The 25364-nt window shown below is 71.5% G+C and carries 19 protein-coding genes and 1 pseudogene; 9 read left to right on the top strand and 11 right to left on the bottom strand.

Annotated elements, in window-relative coordinates; all coding sequences use genetic code 11:
- Nucleotides 1-152, top strand: a pseudogene (locus EOT10_RS40415) (serine hydroxymethyltransferase); the annotation flags it as partial.
- Nucleotides 153-440: 288 nt separating this feature from the next.
- On the opposite strand, the gene EOT10_RS40410 reads toward EOT10_RS40415, so the two are convergent.
- Entirely contained in the window at nt 441-869 is a 429-nt protein-coding gene (locus EOT10_RS40410; protein WP_127833358.1) for a hypothetical protein, read from the bottom strand.
- Nucleotides 870-1294: 425 nt separating this feature from the next.
- Here EOT10_RS40410 and EOT10_RS40405 point away from each other — a divergent pair, with 425 nt between their 5' ends.
- From EOT10_RS40405 to EOT10_RS40385, 5 genes are all read left to right on the top strand, one after another.
- Complete coding sequence (locus tag EOT10_RS40405) at nt 1295-4177, top strand: nitrate- and nitrite sensing domain-containing protein (protein ID WP_127833357.1); 2883 nt, start codon at nt 1295-1297, stop codon at nt 4175-4177.
- Entirely contained in the window at nt 4174-4614 is a 441-nt protein-coding gene (locus EOT10_RS40400; protein ID WP_127833356.1) for a roadblock/LC7 domain-containing protein, read from the top strand. The genes EOT10_RS40405 and EOT10_RS40400 overlap by 4 nt, the downstream gene beginning before the upstream one ends.
- A 9-nt stretch (nt 4615-4623) precedes the next feature.
- Nucleotides 4624-5034 carry a DUF742 domain-containing protein gene (locus EOT10_RS40395; protein WP_127833355.1) on the top strand — a complete coding sequence of 137 codons (411 nt, stop codon included), beginning with the start codon at nt 4624-4626 and terminating at the stop codon, nt 5032-5034.
- Between the two features lie 72 nt (nt 5035-5106).
- On the top strand, nt 5107-8811 hold the full coding sequence (locus EOT10_RS40390; RefSeq protein WP_127833354.1) for a hydantoinase B/oxoprolinase family protein: 3705 nt from the start codon (nt 5107-5109) through the stop codon (nt 8809-8811).
- Nucleotides 8792-9397: a GTP-binding protein gene (locus EOT10_RS40385; RefSeq protein WP_127833353.1), complete on the top strand. Its 606-nt coding sequence runs from the start codon at nt 8792-8794 to the stop codon at nt 9395-9397. Before EOT10_RS40390 ends, EOT10_RS40385 begins: the two co-directional genes overlap by 20 nt.
- Before the next feature lie 131 nt (nt 9398-9528).
- On the opposite strand, the gene glpK is transcribed toward EOT10_RS40385, so the two are convergent.
- The 6 genes from glpK to EOT10_RS40355 form a co-directional block, all read right to left on the bottom strand.
- The gene (gene glpK / locus EOT10_RS40380) at nt 9529-11046 is read right to left on the bottom strand and encodes a glycerol kinase GlpK (RefSeq protein WP_127833352.1); all 1518 of its coding nucleotides are present in this window, start codon (nt 11044-11046) and stop codon (nt 9529-9531) included.
- 70 nt (nt 11047-11116) lie between these two features.
- The gene (locus EOT10_RS40375) at nt 11117-11869 is read right to left on the bottom strand and encodes an MIP/aquaporin family protein (RefSeq protein ID WP_127833351.1); all 753 of its coding nucleotides are present in this window, start codon (nt 11867-11869) and stop codon (nt 11117-11119) included.
- A gap of 257 nt (nt 11870-12126) precedes the next feature.
- Nucleotides 12127-13806, bottom strand: a complete 1680-nt coding sequence (locus EOT10_RS40370; protein WP_127833350.1) for a GGDEF domain-containing protein — start codon at nt 13804-13806, stop codon at nt 12127-12129.
- Nucleotides 13807-13906: 100 nt separating this feature from the next.
- Nucleotides 13907-15097, bottom strand: a complete 1191-nt coding sequence (locus tag EOT10_RS40365) for a lipid-transfer protein (protein WP_127833359.1) — start codon at nt 15095-15097, stop codon at nt 13907-13909.
- The gene (locus EOT10_RS40360; RefSeq protein ID WP_127833349.1) at nt 15094-15540 is read right to left on the bottom strand and encodes a Zn-ribbon domain-containing OB-fold protein; all 447 of its coding nucleotides are present in this window, start codon (nt 15538-15540) and stop codon (nt 15094-15096) included. The genes EOT10_RS40365 and EOT10_RS40360 overlap by 4 nt, the downstream gene beginning before the upstream one ends.
- Nucleotides 15541-15599: 59 nt before the next feature.
- A complete protein-coding gene (locus tag EOT10_RS40355; protein WP_127833348.1) occupies nt 15600-16424 on the bottom strand; it encodes a M15 family metallopeptidase in 825 nt (274 codons plus the stop codon).
- Between the two features lie 71 nt (nt 16425-16495).
- Between EOT10_RS40355 and EOT10_RS40350 the strand changes: the two genes are divergently transcribed.
- A complete protein-coding gene (locus EOT10_RS40350; RefSeq protein WP_127833347.1) occupies nt 16496-17029 on the top strand; it encodes an NUDIX domain-containing protein in 534 nt (177 codons plus the stop codon).
- A 40-nt stretch (nt 17030-17069) separates the two neighbouring features.
- Here EOT10_RS40350 and EOT10_RS40345 read toward each other — a convergent pair whose 3' ends face one another.
- Entirely contained in the window at nt 17070-19427 is a 2358-nt protein-coding gene (locus EOT10_RS40345) for a glycoside hydrolase family 31 protein (protein ID WP_127833346.1), read from the bottom strand.
- A gap of 215 nt (nt 19428-19642) precedes the next feature.
- Between EOT10_RS40345 and EOT10_RS40340 the strand changes: the two genes are divergently transcribed.
- Together EOT10_RS40340 and EOT10_RS40335 are read left to right on the top strand one after the other, a co-directional pair.
- Nucleotides 19643-21619 carry an acetoacetate--CoA ligase gene (locus EOT10_RS40340; protein ID WP_127833345.1) on the top strand — a complete coding sequence of 659 codons (1977 nt, stop codon included), beginning with the start codon at nt 19643-19645 and terminating at the stop codon, nt 21617-21619.
- A 78-nt stretch (nt 21620-21697) separates the two neighbouring features.
- Nucleotides 21698-22591, top strand: a complete 894-nt coding sequence (locus EOT10_RS40335) for a DUF8829 domain-containing protein (protein WP_127833344.1) — start codon at nt 21698-21700, stop codon at nt 22589-22591.
- 75 nt (nt 22592-22666) lie between these two features.
- Here the strand turns inward: EOT10_RS40335 and ptsP are convergent, their stop codons facing one another.
- The 3 genes from ptsP to EOT10_RS42520 all read right to left on the bottom strand — a co-directional run.
- Nucleotides 22667-24337: a phosphoenolpyruvate--protein phosphotransferase gene (ptsP, locus tag EOT10_RS40330; protein WP_127833343.1), complete on the bottom strand. Its 1671-nt coding sequence runs from the start codon at nt 24335-24337 to the stop codon at nt 22667-22669.
- Nucleotides 24338-24412: 75 nt separating this feature from the next.
- The gene (locus EOT10_RS40325; RefSeq protein ID WP_127833342.1) at nt 24413-24862 is read right to left on the bottom strand and encodes a PTS sugar transporter subunit IIA; all 450 of its coding nucleotides are present in this window, start codon (nt 24860-24862) and stop codon (nt 24413-24415) included.
- Nucleotides 24863-25148: 286 nt separating this feature from the next.
- Nucleotides 25149-25364, bottom strand: a 216-nt coding sequence (locus EOT10_RS42520) for a hypothetical protein (protein WP_223281522.1), incomplete at its 5' end; no start/stop codon positions are given.

The following is a 25364-nucleotide window of genomic DNA, read 5'->3' as shown; positions in this document are numbered from 1 at the left end:
CCACCCGCGGCTTTGAGGCCGAGGACTTCACCGAGGTCGCCGACATCATCGCCGAGACACTCAAGCCGTCCTACGACGCCGAAGCCCTCAAGACCCGCGTCAAGGCTCTCGCCGACAAGCACCCGCTCTACCCCGCGCTGCGCAGCGCGTAGGTACCCCATAGGTGCCCCACGCGGACGCCCGCCGCCGGTTCGGCTTCCCGTGACCGGCGGCGCACTCGGCGCGCCGTACCTATGCGGACGCGCGCGCGTGCGGAGGTACGGAGGTACCGGTGGGCTAGGTATGCGCTAGGTGCGCCGCATGCCGCACCCGTACCGCTGGGCCTGCGTGGAGTACGTATGCGGCGACCAGTTGGCGGAGACCAGCCAGCGGTGACCACGTAGGCGTCCACTACGTATGCGCAGGCGCTGTACGGCTACGTATGTGCAGATGCCGTACGGCTACGAGTGCGTCAACTGCCCGGCCCTGCCGCGCCTCCGTATGCGCTCCGGGGCCGGACGGCCCTCCGCGCGGGCCTGCCGGCGGGCCCGGCGCCGCTCTCTGCGCAGCTGCCGCGCCGTGCTGTTGGGCGCGGACACCACGCCGTTGCGCTGGTGCCACACCTGTCGGGTGACCCAGACGTCCAGGACCGCCCACGTGGCCACGACCGTGCTTCCCACGCTGCTCAGCACCATCGGGAAGGCCAGCCAGGAGTCGGCGACGGTGCACAGGAACGCGATCACCGCCTGCATCAGCGTCAGCGCGACGATCAGCACCGCCCGTACCGCCGCCGTCCGCACCGGGTCCGGCATTCTGCGCCGGCCTTCCGGCTCCTCGACCCACAACTCCCCGCGCCGCTCTGCCGTGCCCATCAGTTCGTCACTCCCCACCGCCGTCGCAGCCCGCCGCCCCTGAGTGCTCCCGCACTCGGGGCTCTCCGATGGCTGCCCGGATTGCGCCGCTTTACGCTGCCCGGTCACGCCGTGCGTGCCGCGTCACGTATCTCCCGTGAGGAAGGACGTACGGCGGCGCCGAAAGATTCCCTTCATCGCGGGGGCAACTCCCGGCTCGCGGCCGGAGCGATCGATTCCGGCCAACTGCCGCCCGTGTGAGGACGGATGATGCCGGAATCCGATCGCTCCATCGCGGGATGCAATCTCCCGCAATGACCGGACACATGGGGACGTCCCCCTCCACCTGCCACCGGACAGCATCCGGACAGCCCTTCGAGTTGCTCGTGCGTCAGTAGTAGGCTCGCGCCGTTTGTTGCCGCACATGTGTACCCCTGGCCACAGGGGTCGATCTGGGGGAGGCCATGCGCTTTCGCGGGAAGTCCATCCGCCGGAAGATCGTGGCGTTGCTCCTGGTGCCGCTGGTGTCCCTGACCGCCATCTGGGCCTTCTCCACGGTGATCACGGGCCGCGCCGCGAGCCAATTGCTGTCTTCGGGCAAGGTCGCCGACGAGATCGGTTACCCGCTCGCCGACGTCGGCCACGTCCTCCAGGAGGAGCGGCGCCAGACCCTCGTCTATCTGGCCGATCCACGGGCCTCGGACGCCCTCTCCAAGCTGCGCAGCCGCCGCAGCGCCTCCGACGAGGCCATGGCCCGGATCAAGGCGAAGGCCGAGAGCACAGGTGTCCGCGGCGACATGAGCCACGACTCCCTGCGGCACATCACCACCGTCGTCGAGGGCTTCGACGGCATCGAGTCCCTGCGCCGGAACGTCGACGAGGGCACCGTCACGCGCGAACAGGCCCTCGACTTCTACAACCGTCTCATCGACCCGGCGTTCTCCTTCCTGCTCACGCTCAGCTCCTTCGACAACTCGACGATGGACCGCCAGGGCCGCGCCCTGATCGGCGTGATGCGCGCGCGTGAACTGCTCTCCCGCGAGGACGCGCTGGTCGGCTCGGCGCTCGTCGCCGGCAGGATCACGCACAAGGAGGTGCGCCAGGTCTCCGACCTCGTCGCACAGCGCGGCATCCTGTACGAGACCAATCTCGCGCTGCTGCCCGACGACGACCGCGCCGGATTCGAGCGCTACTGGAAGAGCGCCGACACCGCGGCCCTGCGGACGGCGGAGAACACGCTCGCCGACTCCCCGGCGGGTACGCCCACGGGAGTCACCACGCGCGCGTGGAACGACTCCGCGAGCCAGGTGCTCACCGAACTCTCCAAGCGCGAAACGGCCGCCGCCGAGCGTTATGTGGAACGGGCGCGCCCCATCGCGATCGACATCTTCCTGCAGGCCGGGATCGCCGGCGTGCTCGGACTGATCGCCGTGCTGCTCTCGCTGTTCCTGTCCGTCCGCATCGGCCGTGGCCTCATCCGGGACCTGCGGCGGCTGCGCCTGGAGGCCCACGAGGCCTCCGGCGTCCGGCTGCCCAGCGTGATGCGCCGCCTCGCGGCCGGCGAACGCGTCGACGTGGAGACCGAGGCCCCCCGACTCGCATACGACAGGAACGAGATCGGTCAGGTCGGCCAGGCGCTGAACACCCTCCAGCGCTCCGCGGTGGAGGCCGCCGTGAAGCAGGCCGAACTGCGCCACGGCGTCTCCGAGGTCTTCGTCAACCTCGCCCGGCGCAGTCAGGTGCTCCTGCACAAGCAGCTCACCCTGCTCGACACGATGGAGCGCAGGACCGAGGACACCGACGAACTCGCCGACCTGTTCCGGCTCGACCACCTGACCACGCGCATGCGGCGGCACGCGGAGGGCCTGGTGATCCTCTCCGGCGCCGCCCCGTCCCGCCAGTGGCGCAGGCCCGTCCAGCTCATGGACATCGTCCGGGCCTCGGTCGCCGAGGTGGAGGACTACGAGCGCATCGAGGTGCGCCGCCTCGCCCGCATCGCCGTCACCGGCCCGGCCGTCGCCGACCTCACCCACCTCGTGGCCGAACTCCTCGAGAACGCCACGGTGTTCTCGCCGCCGCACACCGCGGTGCAGGTCGTCGGCGAGCAGGTCGCGAACGGCTTCACCCTGGAGATCCACGACCGCGGCCTCGGCATGGCCGCCGAGGCGCTACTCGACGCCAACCTGCGCCTCGCCGAGACACCCGAGTTCGAACTCTCCGACACCGACCGGCTCGGCCTCTTCGTGGTCAGCCGGCTCGCCCAGCGCCAGAACGTCCGCGTCTCGCTCCAGCAGTCCCCGTACGGCGGCACGACCGCGGTCGTCTTCATCCCGGACGCGCTGCTCACCGACGCCCCCGACACCGAGGGCGTCGGCTTCCGTCTCGACCGTCCGAACAGGTCCGGACGCGCCGAGGCCCCCGGCACGCGCCCCCCGAAGCTCTCCACGGCGGGCGGCACGCTCCCGAACCTGCCCGCGTCCCTCCTGGACGGCCCCGTGGAGCTGGAGGCGCCCCTGGCGTCGGCGGACCTCGGAGCCTTCCCCGGGGCACTCGAGGACGAGGACAGTGAGCGCGGCGGTCTCTTCCGGCCGCGCCGCAGGCCCGGCGGACTCCCCGGGGAGCAGCACCAGCACGCGCGCGACGAGTTCGAGGACCGGGCCGGGCCGACCCCGGCGGCCGGCCCCGGCGCGGCCGACGGGCCCGTGCCGCTGCCGCGCCGCCGAGCGCCCAAACTCGTCAGCTCGCACGGCAGGCCCGTCACCCATACGAGGCCCGGCGAACCGGACAGCCGCGGCACGGAGGCGCAGCCCGCCGACGTGGACGGCGGCTCCCCCGAGTCCGCGACCCCGGAAGCCGACGGGAACGCGTACCGCCCGGCCGCTCCGGAGGAACCCCGCGAACGCAACGCTCCGGAAGGACCCCGCGAACGCCGTCTCACCACGGCGCCCGCACCGGACCTGCCCCGCCGGCGTACCCGCCCCGAGGCCCCGCAGGACGCCGCGCCCGCGCGCGGCCCCGAGCCGCTGCGCGACACCACGCCCGGACCGGCGCCCGACGCTCCCGCACGGGGCGACGCCCCCGCACCGGGCGGCCTGCCCCGCCGCGTGCGGCAGGCCAGCCTCGCCCCGCAGCTCAAGGAAGGACCCGACCTGCGCGCCGACCGTGCCGCGGAGCGGGAGGGGACCAACCACTCGGACCGCCCCGCCGAGCGCGACGCCGACGAGGTCCGCAGCAAGATGGCCTCGCTCCAGCGGGGCTGGCGCCGCGGCCGCGAGGAGAACGCCGCAGGCGACGACGCCTCCGACGGCACAGCACAAGGAACGACATCTGAGGGGGACGGTCGATGACCGCACCGAAGGCCGCCGCACACACCACCGCGAACGGGGGTTCCGGCGAGCTGAACTGGCTCCTGGACGACCTGGTGGAGCGCGTCGCCAGTATCCGCAAGGCGCTCGTGCTCTCCGGGGACGGCCTGCCGACCGGGGTCTCGCAGGACCTGACCCGGGAGGACAGCGAGCACCTCGCCGCCGTCGCCTCCGGCTTCCACTCTCTGGCCAAGGGGGTGGGCCGGCACTTCGAGGCCGGCAGCGTCCGCCAGACCGTCGTGGAGCTGGACGAGGCGTTCCTCTTCGTCACGGCGGCCGGCGACGGCAGCTGCCTCGCCGTCCTGTCGGACGCGGACTCCGACGTCGGTCTCGTCGCCTACGAGATGACCTTGCTGGTCAAGCGGGTCGGCGTGCACCTGGGGACTGCTCCGCGCACCGATCTCTCCGCCGGCGGGTAACGGCCCGTCATGAGCCCGGACGGGGAGGGGACGCAGGAGACCGAGACGCATCACTGGTTCGACGACGACGCCGGACCGGTGGTACGCCCGTACGCCATGACACGCGGCCGCACCACCAGCGCGGCCCAGCATCGCCTCGACCTGATCGCGCTCGTCGTCGCCGAACACCGCAGCGGCGACCCCGGCGCCGACCAGACGTTGTCCCCGGAGCACGTGGACATCGTCGGCCTGTGCCGTGCCAGCCCTCAGTCGGTGGCCGAACTCGCCGCGGAACTCGACCTTCCCATCGGCGTCGTACGCGTCCTCATCGGAGACCTCGTCGACGAGGAACTCGTCCACGTGACTCGTCCGGTGCCCCCCGCCGAACTCCCGGACGAGAGTATTCTGCGCGACGTGATCAACGGCCTCAGGGCGCTCTGACCCGGGCGCACACCGAGGCCACACACGGGGGTGGGAACCGGGCGAGCAGCGGTGCGAACAACGGAGACGCGCGTGACAGGCTGGCAGTTCTGGATCGACCGAGGCGGCACGTTCACCGACGTGGTCGCCCGCCGTCCTGACGGACGCCTGTTCACCCACAAGCTGCTGTCCGACAATCCCGCCCGCTACCGCGACCCCGCCGTCGCCGCGATCCGTGAACTCCTCGGCGCCCAGGCCGAATCGGGGAGTGAGGCCGCTGCATCGGGAAGCGAGCGCGCATCGCGGAGCGAGGGCGCATCGGTGAGGGAGCGCGTCGATTCCGTCCGCATGGGCACCACCGTCGCCACCAACGCCCTCCTCGAACGCAAGGGCGAGCGCACCGCCCTCGTCGTCACCCGGGGCTTCCGCGACGCCCTGCGCATCGCCTACCAGAACAGGCCCCACATCTTCGCCCGCCGCATCGAACTGCCCGAGCTGCTCCACGAACGGGTCATCGAGGCCGACGAGCGCATCGACGCCCACGGCCACGTCCTCACCCCGCTCGACACCGACGCGCTCGAAGAGTCGCTGCGGGAGGCGTACGACGACGGGATCAGGTCCCTCGCCGTCGTCCTGATGCACAGCCATCTGCATCCCGCCCACGAACGGCAGGCCGGCGCCGTCGCCGCCCGGATCGGCTTCGACCAGATCTCGCTCTCCAGCGAGGTCAGCCCCCTGATGAAGATCGTCCCGCGCGGGGACACGACGGTCGTCGACGCCTACCTGTCGCCGGTCCTGCGCCGCTACGTCCGCCAAGTGGCGGACCAACTCGACGGCGTACGCCTGATGTTCATGCAGTCGAACGGCGGGCTCGCCGAGGCCGGACAGTTCCGCGGCAAGGACGCCGTCCTGTCCGGACCCGCGGGCGGCATCGTCGGCATGGCGCGCGTGTCCCGCCTGGCCGGCTTCGACCGCGTCATCGGCTTCGACATGGGCGGCACGTCGACGGACGTGTCGCACTACGCGGGGGAGTACGAGCGCGTCTTCACCACACAGATCGCCGGTGTGCGCCTGCGCGCGCCCATGCTGGACATCCACACCGTCGCGGCCGGCGGCGGCTCCGTCCTCCACTTCGACGGCAGCCGCTACCGCGTGGGCCCCGACTCCGCGGGCGCCGACCCGGGGCCCGCCTGCTACCGCGGCGGCGGCCCGCTCACCGTCACCGACGCCAACCTGGCCCTCGGACGCATCCAACCCGCGCACTTCCCGCGGGTGTTCGGCCCAGGAGGGGACCTGCCCCTGGACGACGCCCTCGTCCGCGAGCGGTTCGCCGCGCTCGCCCACGAGATCCGCGACCGCACCGGCGACGACCGCACCCCCGAGCAGGTCGCCGAGGGCTATCTGCAGATCGCCGTCGCCAACATCGCCAACGCCGTGAAGCGGATCTCCGTCCAGAAGGGCCACGACGTCACGCGCTACGCCCTCACCACGTTCGGCGGGGCGGGCGGACAGCACGCGTGCCGGGTCGCGGACTCGCTGGGCATCCGCACCGTCCTCGTACCGCCCATGGCAGGCGTCCTGTCCGCGCTCGGGATCGGGCTCGCCGACACCACCGCCATGCGCGAGCAGTCCGTCGAGGTGCCCCTCGAACCATCCTCCATGCCGCACGTCAGGACGACCGCCGACGATCTGGAGGGCGCGGCCCGCGCCGAACTCCTCGCCGAGAACGTGCCCGAGGACCGCATCCGTGTCACCCGCCGGGCCCAGCTCCGCTACGACGGCACGGACACCACGCTGACCGTGGAACTCACCGACCCCGACGCGATGCGCGCCGCCTTCGAAGAACGCCATCGCGCCACCTACTCCTTCACCCTCGACCGCCCTCTCGTCGTCGAAGCCCTCTCCGTCGAAGCCACCGGCCTCACCGAACCCCCCGATCTGTCCGCCCTCGCACCGCGCGCGGCCACGCCCTCCGCCCCGGAGACCGTCCGCCTCCACACGGGCGGCACCTGGCGCGACGTGCCCCTGCACCGGCGCGACGAACTGCCGCCCGGCGAGAGCGTCGCCGGACCCGCGATCATCGCCGAGTCCGGGTCCACGACGGTCGTCGACGACGGCTGGCGGGCGGCCGTGACGGACGACGGCCACCTGATCATGGAACGCGCGGCGGTCACGGAGAGTTCCGACATCGGCACCGCGGCCGACCCCGTCCTGCTCGAAGTCTTCAACAACCTCTTCATGTCGATCGCCGAACAGATGGGCGCCCGCCTGGAGTCCACCTCCCAGTCGGTCAACATCAAGGAGCGCCTGGACTTCTCCTGTGCGCTCTTCGACCCGGACGGCAGCCTCGTCGCCAACGCACCCCACATCCCGGTCCACTTGGGCTCCATGGGGACCAGCGTCAAGGAGGTCATCCGCCGCCGGGGCACCTCCATGCGGCCGGGCGACACCTACGCCGTCAACGACCCGTACCACGGCGGCACGCACCTGCCCGACGTCACCGTCATCACCCCGGTGTTCGACACGGAGGGTGACCGGATCCTGTTCTACGTCGCCTCGCGCGGCCACCACGCCGAGATCGGCGGGATCGCCCCGGGCTCCATGCCGGCGGGCAGCCGCACCATCGACGAGGAAGGCGTTCTCTTCGACAACTGGCTGCTCGTCGAAGGGGGCCGCTTCCGCGAGACGGAGACCCTGGGCCTGCTCACCGGCGGCCCCTACCCGTCCCGCAACCCGCGGACCAACCTCGCCGACCTGCGCGCCCAGATCGCCGCCAACCAGAAGGGCGTCGACGAAGTCGCCCGCATGATCGAGAACTTCGGGCTCGACGTCGTCCAGGCCTACATGAAGCACGTCCAGGACAACGCCGAAGAAGCCGTGCGCCGAGTCATCGACGCACTACAGGACGGTCAGTTCGCCTACGAGACCGACTCGGGCGCCGTCATCCGCGTACGCGTGCGCGTGGACCGCGAAAACCGCTCCGCGACCGTCGACTTCACCGGCACCTCACCCCAGCTCGCCACCAACTTCAACGCGCCCTTCGCCGTCGTCAACGCGGCCGTCCTGTACGTCTTCCGCACCCTCGTGGACGACGACATCCCCCTCAACGACGGCTGTCTGCGCCCCCTGCGCATCATCGTCCCGCCTGGCTCCTTCCTCGCCCCCGAGCCGCCCGCCGCCGTCGTCGCCGGCAACGTGGAGACCTCGCAGGCCATCACGGGCGCCCTCTACGCGGCCCTGGGGGTCCAGGCCGAGGGCTCCGGGACCATGAACAACGTGACCTTCGGCAACGAGAACCACCAGTACTACGAGACCGTCGCCTCCGGTTCCGGAGCCGGTGACGGCTTCCACGGCGCGCCCGTCGTACAGACCCACATGACCAACTCGCGCCTCACCGACCCCGAGGTCCTGGAGTGGCGACTGCCCGTCCTGCTCGAGGAGTTCGCGGTGCGGCACGGCAGCGGCGGGCCGGGACGGTGGCACGGCGGTGACGGCGCCGTCCGCCGCATCCGCTTCCGCGAGCCCATGACCGTGTCCACCCTCTCGCAGCACCGCAGGGTCCCGCCGTACGGCATGGCGGGCGGCGGTCAGGGAGCCCTGGGCGCCAACTCCGTGGAGCACGCCGACGGCACGGTCACCCGCCTGGCCGGCAGCGACTCGGCGGACGTGCTCCCCGGCGACGTACTCGTCATCGAAACCCCCGGAGGCGGCGGATACGGTCCGCCGCCGCCCGCCGGGAACGACCACAGCGACAGCAGTGAGGCAGGAGAAGAGACCCATGATCTTCGGGCGTTCTGAGCGCGGCAAGGCCCCCGTGGAGCCCGTCACGCTCAAGATCCTCGTGGCCGGCGGATTCGGCGTGGGCAAGACGACGCTCGTCGGAGCGGTCAGCGAGATCAAGCCCCTGCGCACCGAGGAACTGCTCAGCGAGGCCGGCCGCCCGCTCGACAACACCCGGGGCGTCGAGGCCAAGCACACCACCACCGTCGCCATGGACTTCGGCCGGATCACGCTCCGCGAGGACCTGGTGCTCTATCTGTTCGGCACCCCGGGGCAGGACCGTTTCTGGTTCCTGTGGGACGAGCTGGCGACCGGGGCCCTCGGTGCGGTCGTCCTCGCCGACACCCGCCGCCTGGAGGACTGCTTCGCCGCCGTCGACTACTTCGAACGACGCTCCATACCCTTCGTCGTCGGCGTCAACTGCTTCGACGGTTCGGCCCGTCACCCGGCCGACGCCGTCCGCCAGGCCCTCGATCTCGACCCCGGCACGCCCGTCCTGATGTGTGACGCGCGCGAGAAGGAGACCGTCAAGGAGGTCCTCATCGGCGTCGTCGAACACGCGATGGCCCTGGGCGCGCGCCGCCGCCAGCCGGCCACCACCTGAACCGCCCGCGCGCTGACCGAGGACAGGGGAACGGCCCGCACCCTCGCCGACCGGGGTGCGGACCGTCGTCCACGCGCGCGCGTGGCCCTCACCAGGACCACGCGCCGCTCACCAGAGGCGCGAGCCGTCCTTCACGCCTCGTCGTCGTGCCAGCCGAAGCTCTTCTCCACGGCCTTGCGCCAGTTGCGGTACTCGCGCTCACGCGTCCCGCCGTCCACGCCCGGCGTCCACTCCGCGTCGCGCTGCCAGTGCGCCTTGAGCTCGTCCAGGTCGTTCCACACCCCGGTCGCGAGCCCGGCGGCGTACGCGGCGCCCAGGCAGGTCGTCTCCGACACCCGCGGCCTGATCACCGGCACCCCGAGGACGTCCGCCTGATGCTGCATCAGGAGGTTGTTCTTGGTCATGCCGCCGTCGACCTTCAGCGTCGTGATCTGCACCCCGGAGTCCTGGTACATCGCGTCGACGACCTCGCGCGTCTGCCAGCTCGTCGCCTCCAGGACCGCCCGCGCCAGATGCGCCTTGGTGACGTACCGCGTCAGGCCCGTGACCACACCCCGCGCGTCCGAGCGCCAGTACGGCGCGAACAGGCCCGAGAACGCGGGCACGATGTAGGCGCCGCCGTTGTCGTCCACGCTCGCCGCGAGCGTCTCGATCTCGTCGGCCGAGCGGATGATCCCCAGCTGGTCACGGAACCACTGCACGAGGGCCCCGGTGATCGCGATCGACCCTTCGAGGCAGTACACGGCCGCCTCGGAGCCGATCTTGTACCCCATCGTGGTGAGCAGCCCGTTCTTCGACGGCACGGGCCGGTTACCGGTGTTGAGCAGCAGGAAGCTGCCCGTTCCGTACGTGTTCTTGGCCGTCCCCGTGTCGTAGCAGGCCTGTCCGAAAATCGCCGCCTGCTGGTCGCCGAGCGCGGATGCGACCGGTACGCCCGACAGCTGGCCGACGGCCGTCCCGTAGACCTCGGCCGACGACCTGATCTCCGGAAGCATCGCCTCCGGCACGTTCATCGCCGACAGGATCGCCGGGTCCCACTGCAGGGTCTCCAGGTTCATCAGCATGGTGCGGCCCGCGTTCGTGACGTCGGTGACGTGCACGCCGCCGTCCGTGCCGCCCGTGAGGTTCCAGATGAGCCAGGAGTCGATGGTGCCGAACGCGATCTCGCCCCGTTCGGCGCGGGCCCGGAGCCCCGGCACGTTGTCGAGCAGCCAGGCCGCCTTGGGCCCCGAGAAATAGCTCGCGAGCGGCAGACCCGTCTGCTCGCGGAAACGGTCCTGCCCGTCCGTCCCACCCAGTTCGTTGCACAGGGCGGAGGTACGGGTGTCCTGCCAGACGATCGCGTTGTGTACCGGCCGGCCGGTGGCCCGGTCCCACAGGACCGTCGTCTCGCGCTGGTTGGTGATGCCGAGCGCGCTGAGGTCGCCGGCCCGCAGTCCCGCCTTGGCGATCGCGCCCGCGACCACGGCCTGCACCTTGGACCAGATCTCCGTGGCGTCGTGCTCCACCCAGCCGGGCCTCGGGAAGATCTGCCGGTGTTCGCGCTGGTCCACGGCGACGATCTCGCCCGCGTGGTTGAAGATGATGCAGCGGCTCGACGTGGTCCCCTGGTCGATGGCGGCGACGTGTTTCACATTGTTGTCGGGCATGTGACTCCCCTTCGTCCGAGGTCCCCGCGGTGGGGGACGTGAGAGCGACGTGGCGGCTCAGCGGCCGCGGTCAGAACGCCGCGTTGTAGATGACCCCCGCCAGCGCGCCGCCGATCAGCGGCCCGGCCACCGGGATGATCGCGTAACTCCAGCCGGACGTCCCCTTGTTGGGGATCGGCAGGAACGTGTGCACGATGCGCGGACCGAGGTCGCGCGCCGGGTTGATGGCGTAACCCGTGGGCCCGCCGAGCGAGAGACCGATGCCGACGACGAGGAGCGCGACGATCAGCACCTGCGTGCCGGACTCGCCGAGCCCCTTCGTCAGCCCGAACGCCAGGACGGGCAGCACGAGGGCGACGGTCGCGATGATCTCCGTGATCAGGTTGGCGACGGGGTTGTCGATCTCCGGGATCGTGGAGAAGATCCCGAGCGTCGGGGTGGGCCCGTCCTCGTCCGCCCCGCCCTCGCCGGACCCCGAGGCGACGTTGGCGTTGAACTGCGCCAGATAGACGAGATAGGCCAGTACGGCGCCCAGCATCGCGCCGACCATCTGCCCGAGCAGATAGATCCAGACCTTGTCCCACTTGCCGGTGTCCACGGCGATACCGATCGTCACCGCGGGGTTGAGCTGCCCACCGGACAGCGGCGCCGCGGTGTACGCCCCGGCCAGGACGCCGAAGCCCCAGCCGAACGCGATGACGACCCAGCCCGAGGCTCTCGCCTTGGAGTGTCTGAGCGTGACCGCGGCGCAGACGCCGGCGCCGAACAGAATCAGGATCGCCGTGCCGATGACCTCACCGATGAAGATGTCTCCATTGCTCATGGCGGCTCCTAGGCCCTCGCCCGGAGCGCTACGCCCCGGTTCTCGGTGCAGGGTGCGTGTTCCATGGCTGGTTCCGACTGCTGCGGCCGACGGCGAGGGGATCCCGCGCCCCGCCCCGCGCCCGCGGCAGACGTTCCCGGACAGCGGGAAGTTTTCACCGGCTGTGATGGAGCGTCAAGGTCGTGGACGGGAACGGTTGACCGCACCCGTACGCGGCAGGCCATGCCCGGATCGTCCTGCGGCACGCCACCCCCGGATCAGCCCGCCGCCCGGCCCGACTCCGCTTCCGCGTGCCGCCCCGTTCCCGTCCGCGCCGCCCCGTACGACGCGGACGCGCGCGCCCCGCGCCGCACCTCGTGGCCCGGCGCCCCCGAGCGGCCGATGACCCAACTCGCCCCGGGCAGCGCCTTGGCGGCCTTCTTGAGCGGAGCCAGGGACGCGGCCGCCTGCCGGTGGTCGGCGACGCTGCCCGCCGCGCACAGCACCGTGGCGAGCGACAGGGAGACGGGCCGGCCGCCCGCCGCCCAGGGCACGTCGAGGACCGCGGACGCCAGCAGGTCGAGCCCGTCCGGATCGGCCAGGACCAGGAAGTCGTCGCCCCCGATGTGACCGACCCTGGTCGCGCCCGACGCGGCCCGCTCCAGCGACCGGCCCACCTCACGGATCAGCTCGTCACCCGCCGCGAACCCCGCGCCGTCGTTGACCTGTTTGAACCCGTCGATGTCCAGCCAGCTCAGCGCGAACCCGCGCCCCTGCGCGATCCGCCGGTCCACCTCACCCGTGATGGCGTCCGAACCGGGCAGCCGCGTCAGCGGATTGAGCGCGGCGGCCTCCTCGACCCGGCTCTCGGCGAGGGCGCGCACCAGATCGGCGAGGCGCACGATGCCCACGCACCGCCCCCGCCCGTCCACGACGGCCACGTCGTCCGCCGTACGGCTGCGCTCACCGTCCGCGAGTACGTCGAGAACCTCCCACGCGGTGGCGTCGACGCCCACCGTGCGCGGCCGGTCACCGTGGCGCGCGGCAGGCCGGTCGGCGTAGAGCGCGTGCCCGTAACGGCCCGACAGCGACAGCAGGAAGCGGTCCCGTTGCACCGAACGCACCGGCGCGCCCGCCGCGTCCACCAGGAGCACGCCGGACACGTCGGGCGACCCGGTGAGCAGCGCGCGTACGCGCCCCGCCGACGCGGAGGCGGGCAGCAGCGCGGCGGGCCGCACGAACTGGCGCACCGGCGGCCCCGAAGGCGGCGGCGACGCCACCGGGGCGGAGAGCGCCGGCACATACACATCGGCCGCCGGCAGCCGCGAGGGCGGCGCGAACAGGTCGCCCTGCGCCAGCTGGGCCCCGGCCTCCCGCGCGGCGGCACACTGCAGTTCCGTCTCCACGCCCTCGACGGCGAGCAGCGCGCCCATGCCCTCGCACAGCGTCCGCATCGCGCGCACGGACGCGGCCCGCGACAGCGTCGACGGATCGAGCTTCACGAGATCCGGCGCCAGATCGACAAGGAGGCGCAGCGGTACGTCGCCGTCCCCGACGCCGTCCGCACAGACCCGGAAGCCCTCCGCGCGGAGCGCCGCGACGCCCTCCAGGAGCGCCCGGTGCGGCACGTGGGTGAACGGGGGACCGACGTCGACCGTCACCTCCCACGGCAACCGCCCCACGTCCCGCACGGCCTCCCGCAGCGCGGCGAGACCACCGAGATCAGCCACCGTCCCGGCGAACACGTTGACGTGCAGCGGCAGCAGCGTCTCCCGCTGCGCCGCCGCGCGCACGGCGAGCGCGGCGAGCCGGCCGTCGAGTTCCGGGTCGCGCCGGGCCTGCGCCAGCACGTCCCCAGCCTCCGGTCGGGCCAGTATCTCCAGGGCCGCCACGGCTCCGGTCGTCAGATTGACGACCGGCTGAAAGGCGAAACGGAGAGCGTCCGTCCAGGAAGGCACGGAAGCATGATGACGCTCCCGGCGCACTCCCAGGCGCAGTTCATGAGCTGTTCACGCATCCTTTCCGGCCGAACACGCAGCGTACGGATCTTCCGGCCGGTCAGCGGACCGCAATCACGGACGAGCCGTGCCCGAACAGCCCCTGGTTCGCCGTGATACCCGCGCGGGCACCCGCCACCTGCCGGTCACCGGCCGTGCCGCGCAGCTGCCACGTCAACTCGCAGACCTGGGCGATCGCCTGCGCGGGAACAGCCTCCCCGAAGGACGCGAGCCCGCCGCTGGAGTTCACGGGTATACGACCGCCGGGCGCCGTCGCCCCCTCCCTCAGGAGCTTCGCGGCCTCGCCCTCGCCGCACAGTCCCAGATCCTCGTACCACTGGAGCTCCAGGGCGGTCGACAGGTCGTACACCTCCGCGAGCGAGAGCTCGTCCGGACCGATCCCGGCCTCCTCGTACGCGGCGCGCGCGATGGAGGCGCGGAAGCCGACGCCGGCCGGCTCGACGGCCACGGCCGAGTCGGTGGCGATGTCGGGCAGGTCGAGCACCGTGTTCGGATACGTCGGCGTGACCGTCGACACCGCGCGTATCCGCACCGGGTCGGGCACGCCGTGGCGGCGCGCGAAGTCCATCCCGCAGAGCACCAGCGCGGCCGCCCCGTCGGACGTGGCGCAGATGTCGAGCAGGCGCAGCGGATCGGCGACGACCGCCGAGGCGGCCACATCCTCGGCGGTCACCACCTTGCGGTACCGCGCGTTCGGATTGAGCGCCCCCGCCGCCGCGTTCTTCACCTTGACCTGCGCGAAGTCCTCCAGCGAGTCCCCGTGGACGGCCATCCGGCGGCGCGCGTACAGACCGAAGTACGTCGGGTTGGTCGCGCCGAGCACCCGGAACCGCAGCCAGTCCGGATCGTCCTGCCGGTCACCGCCCGCCGGCCGGAAGAACCCCTTGGGCGCCGCGTCCGCGCCCACCACGAGCACCACGTCGGCGAGCCCCGCGAGGATCTGCGCGCGCGCCGTGCCGACCGCCTGGGCGCCCGAGGCGCACGCCGCGTACACGCTCGTGACCCGCGCGCCCTGCCAGCCCAGTGCCTTCGCGAACGTCGCGCCCGCCACGTAGCCCGGGTACCCGCCGCGCACCGTGTCGGCGCCCACGATCGAGTCCACGTCACGCCAGTCGAGCCCGGCGTCGGCGAGCGCCGCCCGCGCCGCCACCGTCCCGTACTCGACGAAGCTGCGCCCCCACTTGCCCCAGGGGTGCATGCCCGCCCCGAGCACCGCCACGTCGTCCGTCATGCCGTCACCCCCGTCGGCCGCCAGTGCCATGTCGTCCAGGTCGTGTCCCCGTCCTCGTCGAGCACGCCGGGCACGACCTCCACCTCCATGCCGACCTCGAGATCGTCCACGGATGTCCCCGGAACCGCCTGCCCGAGCACCACCAGGCGCTCCGCCGCCAGCTCCACAGCGATCAACGTGTAGGGCTGCCACGGAAGTTCCGGATCCGACACATACGGTGCCGGGGGCCGGTACCGGCTGTCGGTGTACGACCAGACCCGGCCGCGCCGGGAGAGCGGCGCGGCGACCAGCTCCCCTCCGGCGCAGCCGGGGTTGCGGCAGAAGGAGTCCTCGCAGGGGAAGAAGACCGAGGCGCAGGCCGAGCAGCGCGTGCCCAGCAGACGGAAGTCCTCTCCCTCCCCGGTGAACCAATCGGCCACGACAGGTGTGCGCGTACGCGACAAGACCCCTCCCGCACTGAATCCGACGACGCCACCAGAACCCCAGCGGATCTGATGGACCGTCAGGAGTGTGTCACGGCCCGCCCGCTCAGGGAACGCCGCGAGACCGGGAAGTCGAAGTACGTGTCCGGGAACAGCTCCGGCTTGTACGTGAAGTGCCACCACTCCTCGGGCAGGTTCACGAAGCCCTGCTCCGCCAGGGCGCCCCGGAGGAGGTCACGGTTGGCGCGCTGTGCACCCTTGATCCGCGGATCGTCGGTGTGCGCGAGCGTGTCGAAGCAGTCGAACCCCGTACCCATGTCGACGGAGTTGTCGGGGAAGCGCTCCTTCTGCGGCCCGTAGCAGGGCGCCAGCCGCTCACCGGGGACGTACGCGCGCGTGGCCGCTGCGGGCAGCTTCACGACCGTCAGATCGAGCGTGGAGCCCCGGCTGTGCCCCGACTTCTCCGCGATGTAACCGTCCGCGAACAGCCGCGTCTTGTCGACCTGCGGATAGAACTCCGCCTTCATGCGCTGATCGCCGAGGTCCTCGGCCCACCGCACGAAGTGGTCCACCGCCCGCTGCGGCCGGTAACAGTCGTACACCTTCAGCGAGTAACCCCGCTTCAGGAGCCCCGTCTGCGCCTTGTGCAGCGCCTGCGCGGCGGGACGCGTGAGGATGCACATCGGCTTCTCGTAGCCGTCGACAGGGGCCCCGACGAAGTTGTGCGGCGTGATGTAGCGGATCTCCTGGATGATCGTCCGGTCGACGTCGCGCAGCGCCACGAACTCCTGAGGAGCCTTGGGCTCGGGCTTCGCCTGGGCGACGGTCGGGCCGGTGGCCGTCCACAGGAGCGCGGCGGCAGCGGCGGTGGCGAGTCTGCGTACGGCGGTTGAGGTTCGTGTCATGAACCTGCATCTATCAGGACCAAGGGCGGCCAGGGAAGACCGGCGCGACCCGATCGGATACAGTCCGCGGCGTGTCAGCACCCCACCACATAACCAACCCCGTTCCGGATAGCCACTGTTCGAGCTGCGGAACCGCCTACGGACCCGACGTCGCGGCCTGGCCGCGCACGTGCCAGGCCTGCGCCACCGTGATCTACCGCAACCCCCTGCCGGTCGCGATCGCCCTCCAGGCCGTCTACGACAGCCGTGGCTCCGCACTCGTCGTCATCACCCGGACCATCGCCCCCGCGCGCGGGGGAGTCGCCCTGCCCGGCGGGTTCGTCGACCACAAGGAGGACTGGCGCGACGCCGTCGTCCGTGAACTCAAGGAGGAGACGGGCATCGAGGCGGCGAGCCGCGACGTCCGCCTCGCCGACGCCATGAGCGCCCCCGACGGGCACCTGCTCCTGTTCGGCCTCCTCCCCGAACGCCCGGCCGCCGAACTCCCCGAACCCGCCACCACGGACGAGACCGACGGCTGGCACCTCCTGCGCCGCCCGGCCGAACTCGCCTTCCCCCTCCACACCCTGGCCGTCCGCGCCTGGTTCGAGGGCCGCTACGTCTGACGCGCACCGTGCGCCGGAACACACCGAGCTCCCCGACAGCTCACAGCCCGCGGATCCGCACCGGGTACGCGGGCTCGACCGGCCCACCCCCGGTCTCCCGCTCGACCACCACACGCCCCGCGCGCCACCGCGACACATAGCGCTGGACCTCCGCCGCCTCCCAGCCGTCCCCGGCATCCGGCACGACCAGGCCACCGCCCGTCCGCCCCTTCGCGGGAGCCCACACCTCCAGAGACAACCCACCGTCCGCGCCCCGTACGGGAATCACCGCACCCGCCCGCGCGAAGACGGGCACCCGGGACAGCGGCGCGTCCAGCAGAACCTGCCCGGGCCCGTCGTACGCCTTCCCGCTCACCACGTCGTACCACCGCCCGCGCGGCAGCCGCACCGCCCGCCGGACCGCACCCGGCTCCAGGACCGGAGCCACCAACAAGGAGTCACCCAACAAGAACGCGTCCTCACAGTCCCGCAACGCCCGGTCCTCCGGAGAGCCCCACCACACAGGCCGCACATAAGGAGCGCCCGTCCGCCGCGCCAGATGAGCCAGCGTCACGAAGTACGGCAGCAGCCGCCGGCGCTCCACGAGCACCACGCGCGCGTGCCCCAGCACCTCCTCCCCGAACTCCCACGGCTCCCGCCGCCCCGCCCGCAGCGCCGCATGCGTACGGAACAGCGGCAGATACGCCCCCAGCTGGAACCACCGCAGAAACAGCTCCGGAGACGGATCCCCGTCGAACCCGCCCACATCAGGCCCCGAATACGGCACACCGCACAGCCCGAGCCCAAGGACCAGGGACAACGACGCGCGCAGCCCCGGCCACCCCGTGGCCACGTCCCCCGACCACGTCCCTCCGTAGCGCTGCATCCCCGCCCAGCCGGAGCGCGAGAACAGGAACGGCCGCTCCTGGGGCCGCAGTTCCCGCAGCCCCTCGTAGCCGGCGCGCGCCATGCACAGCCCGTACACGTTGTGCGCCTCCCGGTGATCCCCACCCCGCCCCTCCAAGGAGTGCCGCGCCGAGCGGGGCAGCGTCGGATCACCGAACGCGGCGAACGACACCGGTTCGTTCATGTCGTGCCAGAACCCCGCGAACCCCTGCGCCAGCCGCTCCTCGTACAGACCGCCCCACCACTTGCGCACCCCCCGCGCCGTGAAGTCCGGATACACCGACTCACCCGGCCACACCACCCCCCGCACCGGCCGCCCCGCCGCGTCCCGCACGAACGCGTCGACGGACTCACCCGCGTCGTACACGGCGTTCCCCGCCGACGCCTTGACCCCCGGATCGACGATCGACACGAGCCGCACACCGTCCCGGCGCAGATCCTCGGCCAGGCCCGGCAACCCCGGGTACGTCTCCCGGTCGACCGTGAACGCCTGGAACGCATCGAAATGCTCGATGTCCAGATGGACCGCGTCGAGCGGCAGCCCCCGCTCCCGGTAGCCCGCGACGATCCGCCGCACCTCCCGCTCCCCGCCGAAACCCCACCGCGCGTGATGGTGCCCGAGCGCCCACGACGGCGGCAGCGCCGGCGCACCGGTCAGCGACGCCCACGCGCGCAGCACGCGCGCGGGGGTCCCCACCATGACCCAGCAGCGCAGCGGCCCGCCCTCCACACGGACCTCGCACGTCCCCGCCCTGTCGTGCCCGGAACCGGCACCCTCCGCGCCCTCGGACAGCGTCACCGTCCCGTCCCACGAGTTGTCGTGGAACACCAGATGAGTGCCCGCGTCGGCGACCACCATCTGCACCGGCATCGTGATGTACAGCGGATCGTCGCCCGGCCCGAACGAACCCCCGGGATCCGTGTTCCACAGCCGGTACGCGCCGTCCCGCAGCCGAGGTCCCGCGGCCCGGCCGCCCAGACCGAAGAACCGGGCGTCGGCCGCCACCTCGGACCGCAGCACCCACCGCGCCTCACCGCCCTCCACCGGCTCCCACCAGCGCGGCGGCAGATCCCTCCGCAGCACCACACCACCGGGAGTGCACACCGCGACCTCACCGTGCCGCGACACGACGACGGTCACCCGCTCGGACACCACCCGCCAGCCGCCGTCCTTGTCCGGCTCCAGGACGGCCCGCGGATCAGGCCCCGGACAGGGACCCCCGAGCGCGTACGACGGCTCCGGGTCCGCACCGTCCCAGCCCCAGAACACCGCACCCGTCACCGTCACCGTGATCCGCAGCCGGGACCGCGCGAAACGCACGACACCACCACCCGGCGCCGGCTCGGCCCCCGTCACCGCGCCCGGCACCCTGGCCCGCTCCGGCCGCCGGCGCCGCAGCCCCACCGCGTCGGCCCGCCTCCTGCGCCACGCGTACCGCACCGCCCGCAAACCCTGGACCGCACCCACCAAGCCGACCGCCCTCACCGCGCGTACCAGGTCACGACCGTTCATACAGCTCACCCTGTCACCGCCACACGCGCGCGGGTGCGTCGTTCAACTGCCGTTCATCCGTGGTGGCAGCACATCTTCACGACACGGACTATGTGGAGGACAACCTGGTGCGGAAGTCGATCACGTGGCATCGTCCCTGTCAGCCGCGTCACGCGCACACATCGGCCCGTGCGCGGGACCGACGCACACCACGCGTACCTCACGGGAGCCGCCCCATGCCGTCCGCAGCGAATCCGACGCCGCTCTGGAAGCCCGACCAGGAATTCATCGCCGCAGCGGAGATCACGCGCTTCCAGGCGTGGGCCGCCGAGCACCACGGAGCCCCCGCCGACGGCGGCTACGAAGCCCTGCACCACTGGTCGGTGACCGACCTCGAAGCCTTCTGGAAGGCCGTCGCCGAGTGGTTCGACATCCGGTTCACCACCCCCTACGCGCGCGTGCTCGGTGACCGCTCCATGCCCGGCGCCCAGTGGTTCCCCGGCGCCACCCTGAACTACGCCGAACACGCCCTGCGCACGGCCACCGACCCCGCGCGCGCGGACACCCCGGCCATCCTCCACGTCGACGAGACACACGAGCCGCGCCCCGTGACCTGGGCCGAACTGCGGCGCCAGGTCGGCTCACTCGCCGCCGAACTCCGCGCCCTCGGCGTACGCCCCGGAGACCGGATCAGCGGCTACCTGCCGAACATCCCCGAAGCGATCGTCGCCCTCCTCGCCACCGCGGCCGTCGGCGGAGTCTGGACGTCCTGCGCCCCCGACTTCGGCGCCCGCAGCGTCCTCGACCGCTTCCAGCAGGTCGAACCCGTCGTCCTGTTCACCGTCGACGGCTACCGCTACGGAGGCAAGGAACACGACCGTCGCGACACGGTCGCCGAACTCCGCGCCGAACTGCCCACCCTGCGCGCCGTCGTCCACATCCCGCTGCTCGGCACCGAAGCCCCCGAAGGCGCCCTCACCTGGTCGGAGCTCACCTCCGCCGACGTGGAGCCCGTCTTCGAAGCCGTCCCCTTCGACCACCCCCTGTGGGTGCTCTACTCCTCGGGCACGACCGGCCTCCCCAAGGCCATCGTCCAGTCCCAGGGCGGCATCCTGATCGAGCACCTCAAACAGCTCGGCCTGCACTGCGACCTCGGCCCCGGCGACCGCTTCTTCTGGTACACGTCGACCGGCTGGATGATGTGGAACTTCCTCGCCTCCGGCCTCCTCACAGGCACCACGATCGTCGTCTACGACGGCAGCCCCGGCCATCCGGACACGGGCGCCCAATGGGCCGTCGCCGAACGCACCGGCGCCACCCTCTTCGGCACCTCGGCCGCCTACGTCATGGCCTGCGCCAAAGCCGACGTACACCCCTCCCGCGACCACGACCTGTCCCGCGTCAAGTGCGTCGCCACCACCGGCTCCCCGCTCCCGCCCGACGGCTTCCGCTGGCTCCACGACGAGGTCCGTGAGGACCTGTGGATCGCCTCCGTCAGCGGCGGCACGGACGTCTGTTCCTGCTTCGCCGGAGCCGTCCCCACCCTCCCCGTCCACATCGGCGAACTCCAGGCCCCCTGCCTCGGCACGGACCTCCAGTCCTGGGACCCGCAGGGCAAACCGCTCGTCGACGAGGTCGGCGAACTCGTCGTCACCCGCCCCATGCCCTCCATGCCGATCCGCTTCTGGAACGACCCCGACGGCAGCCGCTACCACGACAGCTACTTCGACACCTACCCCGGCGTCTGGCGGCACGGCGACTGGATCACCCTCACCTCCCGCGGCTCCGTCGTGATCCACGGCCGGTCCGACTCCACCCTGAACCGCCAGGGCGTCCGCATGGGTTCGGCCGACATCTACGAGGCCGTCGAACGCCTCCCCGAAATCCGCGAATCCCTCGTCATCGGCCTCGAACAACCGGACGGCGGCTACTGGATGCCCCTGTTCGTCCACCTGGCACCCGGCGCCGTCCTCGACGACGACCTCCGCGCACGGATCAAGCAGACCATCCGCGAGAACCTATCCCCGCGCCACGTCCCCGACGAGATCATCGAAGCCCCGGGCGTCCCGCACACCCTCACCGGCAAGCGCATCGAGGTCCCCGTCAAGCGCCTCCTCCAAGGCGCCCCGCTGGAAAAGGCGGTCAACCTCGGCTCGGTCGACAGCGTCGAACTCCTGCGCTTCTACGAGGACATCGCCCGCAACCGCCCCTGACCCGCCCCGGTCCCCCGCCGTTGTCAGTGCCGCCGATTACTGTGAGTGAGCATTGACCTACAGCTCGCAGGGGGAACCATGGCGCACACCGAGCACACCAGCATGCGACGAGTCCTGCGCCGTGAAGTCGCGGGAATCATCGGCCTCCTCGCCGACGAACGCGACTTCACGGCGATGAAGGGCTACCGCACCTTCACCTTCCACGACCCCGACACCTACCTCCAGCAGGTGGAAAGCCTCCTGCGCTCCCTCGCCGCACAGGGCGGACACACCAGCGTCGCCCTCTTCGACCCCGACGAATACGCGGAGTTCTGCGCGGACGAAGGCCTGGAACCGGACACCCCCACCAGCCGCACCCGCTTCACCGCCGCCCTCGCCGGCACGGGCATCACCGTCCCCTACGAAGGACAGCCCCTCGCCGACCTCCTGCCCGACCTCGTCGACGAGGCCGTACGACAGGCCACCTGGGAGTACGCCTCATCGGTCCTCGCCAGGATCGGTACGTGCGGGGCCTGCGGCCAGGACATCGGAAGGGACGCCTTCGCCCGCGCCTCCCACCTCCTGACACGGGTCCTCGACACCGCGGGCACCGGCACCCACCACCTCGTCTGCAGCATCCCCACCGACGCGGAAACGCTGCTGTCGGTACTCCACGTCGACACCCGGACCGAAGGCACCGCCCACCTCGACGAGCGGGAAGCGCTCGAGCTCACCACCGTCCTGGCCCTCGGCATCGCCACCCGAAGCCCCGGCGGCCTCGTCCTGCGCACCACCGCCCCGGACAAGGACGACCGCGTCCAGGGCTGGCGCCTGCGCGACGAACGACTCCTGCCCCTCACCGCCGCAGAAGTCTTCGACGCCTACTGCACCGACGCCCAGTCCGGCGACCTCGTCGCCCCCGAGTCCGGCGTCGACTACTGCGCCGCACCCGACCTCGGAGACACCGGCCCCGAAGGACACCACGTCCACTGAGACGACCGCGGGGCGCCCCACCACGAAGGTGAAGCGCCCCACGACAACGAACCAGCTCTTGGATCCGCCGACCGGCTACTCGCCGGACAGCACCGCCTGAGCGGCCTTACGGGCCTCCTCGGCGGAGTCCGAGGCACGGGCGGCCGACGCCGCACGCTCGCACTGCGCCAGCGTGTACTTGCCGAGCGTCGCCCGCACATACGGAATCGACGCCGCACCCATGGAAAGGGAGGTGACACCCAGACCGGTCAGCACACACGCCAGCAGCGGGTCGGACGCGGCCTCACCGCAGACACCGCAGCTCTTGCCCTCGGCCCGCGCCGCGTCCGCGGACAGCGCGACCAGGTCGAGCAGCGCGGGCTGCCACGGGTCCTGAAGCCGGGACACCGCACCGACCTGCCGGTCCGCGGCGAACGTGTACTGCGCGAGGTCATTGGTCCCCAGCGAAAGGAACTCGACCTCCTGAAGAATCGAGCGCGCCCGCAGAGCCGCCGACGGAATCTCGACCATCGCGCCGAACTTCGCCTGCAGCCCCGCCTCACGGCACGCGTCGGCGAAGTCCTTGGCGTCGGCACGGTCGGCGACCATCGGCGCCATGACCTCGAGGTACACCGGCAGCCCCTCGGCCGCCTTGGCCAGCGCGGTCAGCTGCGTACGCAGCACCTCGGGGTGCTCGAGCAGCGACCGCAGACCACGCACACCCAGAGCGGGATTCGGCTCGTCGGCCGGCGTCAGGAAGTCCAGCGGCTTGTCCGCACCGGCGTCGAGCACCCGCACCACGACCCGGCCCTCGGGAAACGCCTCGAGAACCTTCCGGTACGCCTCGACCTGCTTCTCCTCGGAAGGAGCCTGACTGCTGTCGTCCAGGAACAGGAACTCGGTACGGAACAGACCGACACCCTCCGCCCCGGCCTCGACCGCGGCCGGCACATCGGCCGGACCACCGACGTTGGCCAGCAGCGGCACCTTGTGACCGTCGGACGTCGCACCCGGACCGGACGAGGCGGCCAGCGCAGCCTTCCGCTCCGCGGCGGCGGCCTCAAGCGCGGCCCGCTTCTCCGGACTCGGATCCACGAAGACGTCACCGGTGCTGCCGTCGACGGCGATCACCGCGCCCTCGGCGAGCTCACAGGCACCCGGCAGCGCGACCACGGCCGGCACACCGAGCGCACGCGCCAGGATTGCGCTGTGACTGGTCGGCCCGCCCTCCTCGGTGACGAACCCGAGCACGAGGGCCGGGTCGAGCAGCGCCGTGTCAGCGGGAGCCAGGTCCCGGGCGATCAGGACGTACGGCTCGTCGCTGTCCGGAACACCTGGCATCGGAACCCCGAGCAGCCGGGCCACGATCCGGTTCCTCACGTCGTCCAGGTCGGCCACGCGACCCGCGAGGTACTCACCAGCACCGGCCAGCAACGCCCTGTAGGAGGCGAAGGCGTCGTACACGGCACGCTCGGCCGTGCTGCCGACCGCGATACGACGCTCGACATCCGCCATGAGTTCCGGGTCCTGCGCCATCATGGCCTGGGCCTCGAGCACGTGCTGGGCCTCGCCACCGGCCAGGTTGCCGCGCGCGATCAGGTCGGCCGCCACCGCTTCCACGGCCTGGCGGGCGCGCCCCTGCTCGCGCTCCGCCTCCTCCGTCGGTATCTGCTTGGCCGGCGGCTCGAGAACCGCCGTCCCCATGTGCCGAACCTCGCCGATCGCGACACCGTGGCTCACGCCGACGCCTCGCAGCGTTGTCTCCATCTCACCGTCTCCGATAGTGCGGCGGGCCCTGCCGCCGCGGTGGTTGACCTGCCTGCCGTCAGCGACGGCGCCGTGTCACTTCCAGCTGAACAGCGCGTCGCCGGACTTGACGTCGCCGTCCTCGACAACACCGGAGAGGGATTCGGCGGTGGCCTCGAGGGCCACGATCGGGCAGATCGGGGACTTGCCGGCGGCCTCGACCGCGGCCGGGTCCCAGCGCACCATGGCCTGGCCGCGCTGCACGGTGTCACCCTTGTTGACGAGCAGCTCGAAGCCTTCGCCATTGAGCTGAACGGTGTCAATGCCCAGGTGCGTCAGGACGCCGTGGCCCTGGTCGTCCACTACTACATATGCGTGCGGGTGGAGAGAGACGACGATGCCGTCCACAGGCGCGACAGCCTCCGAGGGCTCACGCGACGGGTCGATGGCGGTGCCGGGGCCGACCATCGCACCGGAGAAGACCGGGTCAGGAACAGCGGAGAGTCCAATGGCGCGTCCGGCGAGCGGGGACGTCACACTGGTCATGGCAAGCCTCCCAGGGGCGGAGATTGATGGTCACCGTCACTGCCTGTCCTGGACGGCGTACCGTTTCAGAAGCGTAAGTCATAAAAAGTCCCGGTTCCCCATGAGAGGTACCGGTTGACTGGCGTAGAGGACGCACGCAAACGATTTGCGCCCGCCCCGCACCCCATGTAGTGTCGGGCTTCCGCTTGAGGCCAGGCGGCACCGTCGAGTGCCCAGTGGCTCAGCGGCAACTATCACGACTGATCCTAGCTTTGATCGGCTTCTGCATGCCCGCAGAAGCTCACGGTCAGAACAACGGAAAATGCCTGATAGTGTTTGGACCGCCGGAAAGGGAAAAGCGAAAGCCGAAAGGCCGGAGCGAAAACCTGAAAGGCACCGAGGAAATCGGATCGGAAAGATCTGATAGAGTCGGAAACGCAAGACCGAAGGGAAACTGCCCGGAGGAAAGCCCGAAGAGATTCGGGTGAGTACAAAGGAAGCGTCCGTTCCTTGAGAACTCAAC

Source organism: Streptomyces antnestii (assembly GCF_004005495.1).
Classification (GTDB): domain Bacteria; phylum Actinomycetota; class Actinomycetes; order Streptomycetales; family Streptomycetaceae; genus Streptomyces; species Streptomyces antnestii.
The sequence above is the reverse complement of the archived record's forward strand: the minus strand, read 5'-3'. Positions and strand labels throughout refer to the sequence as shown.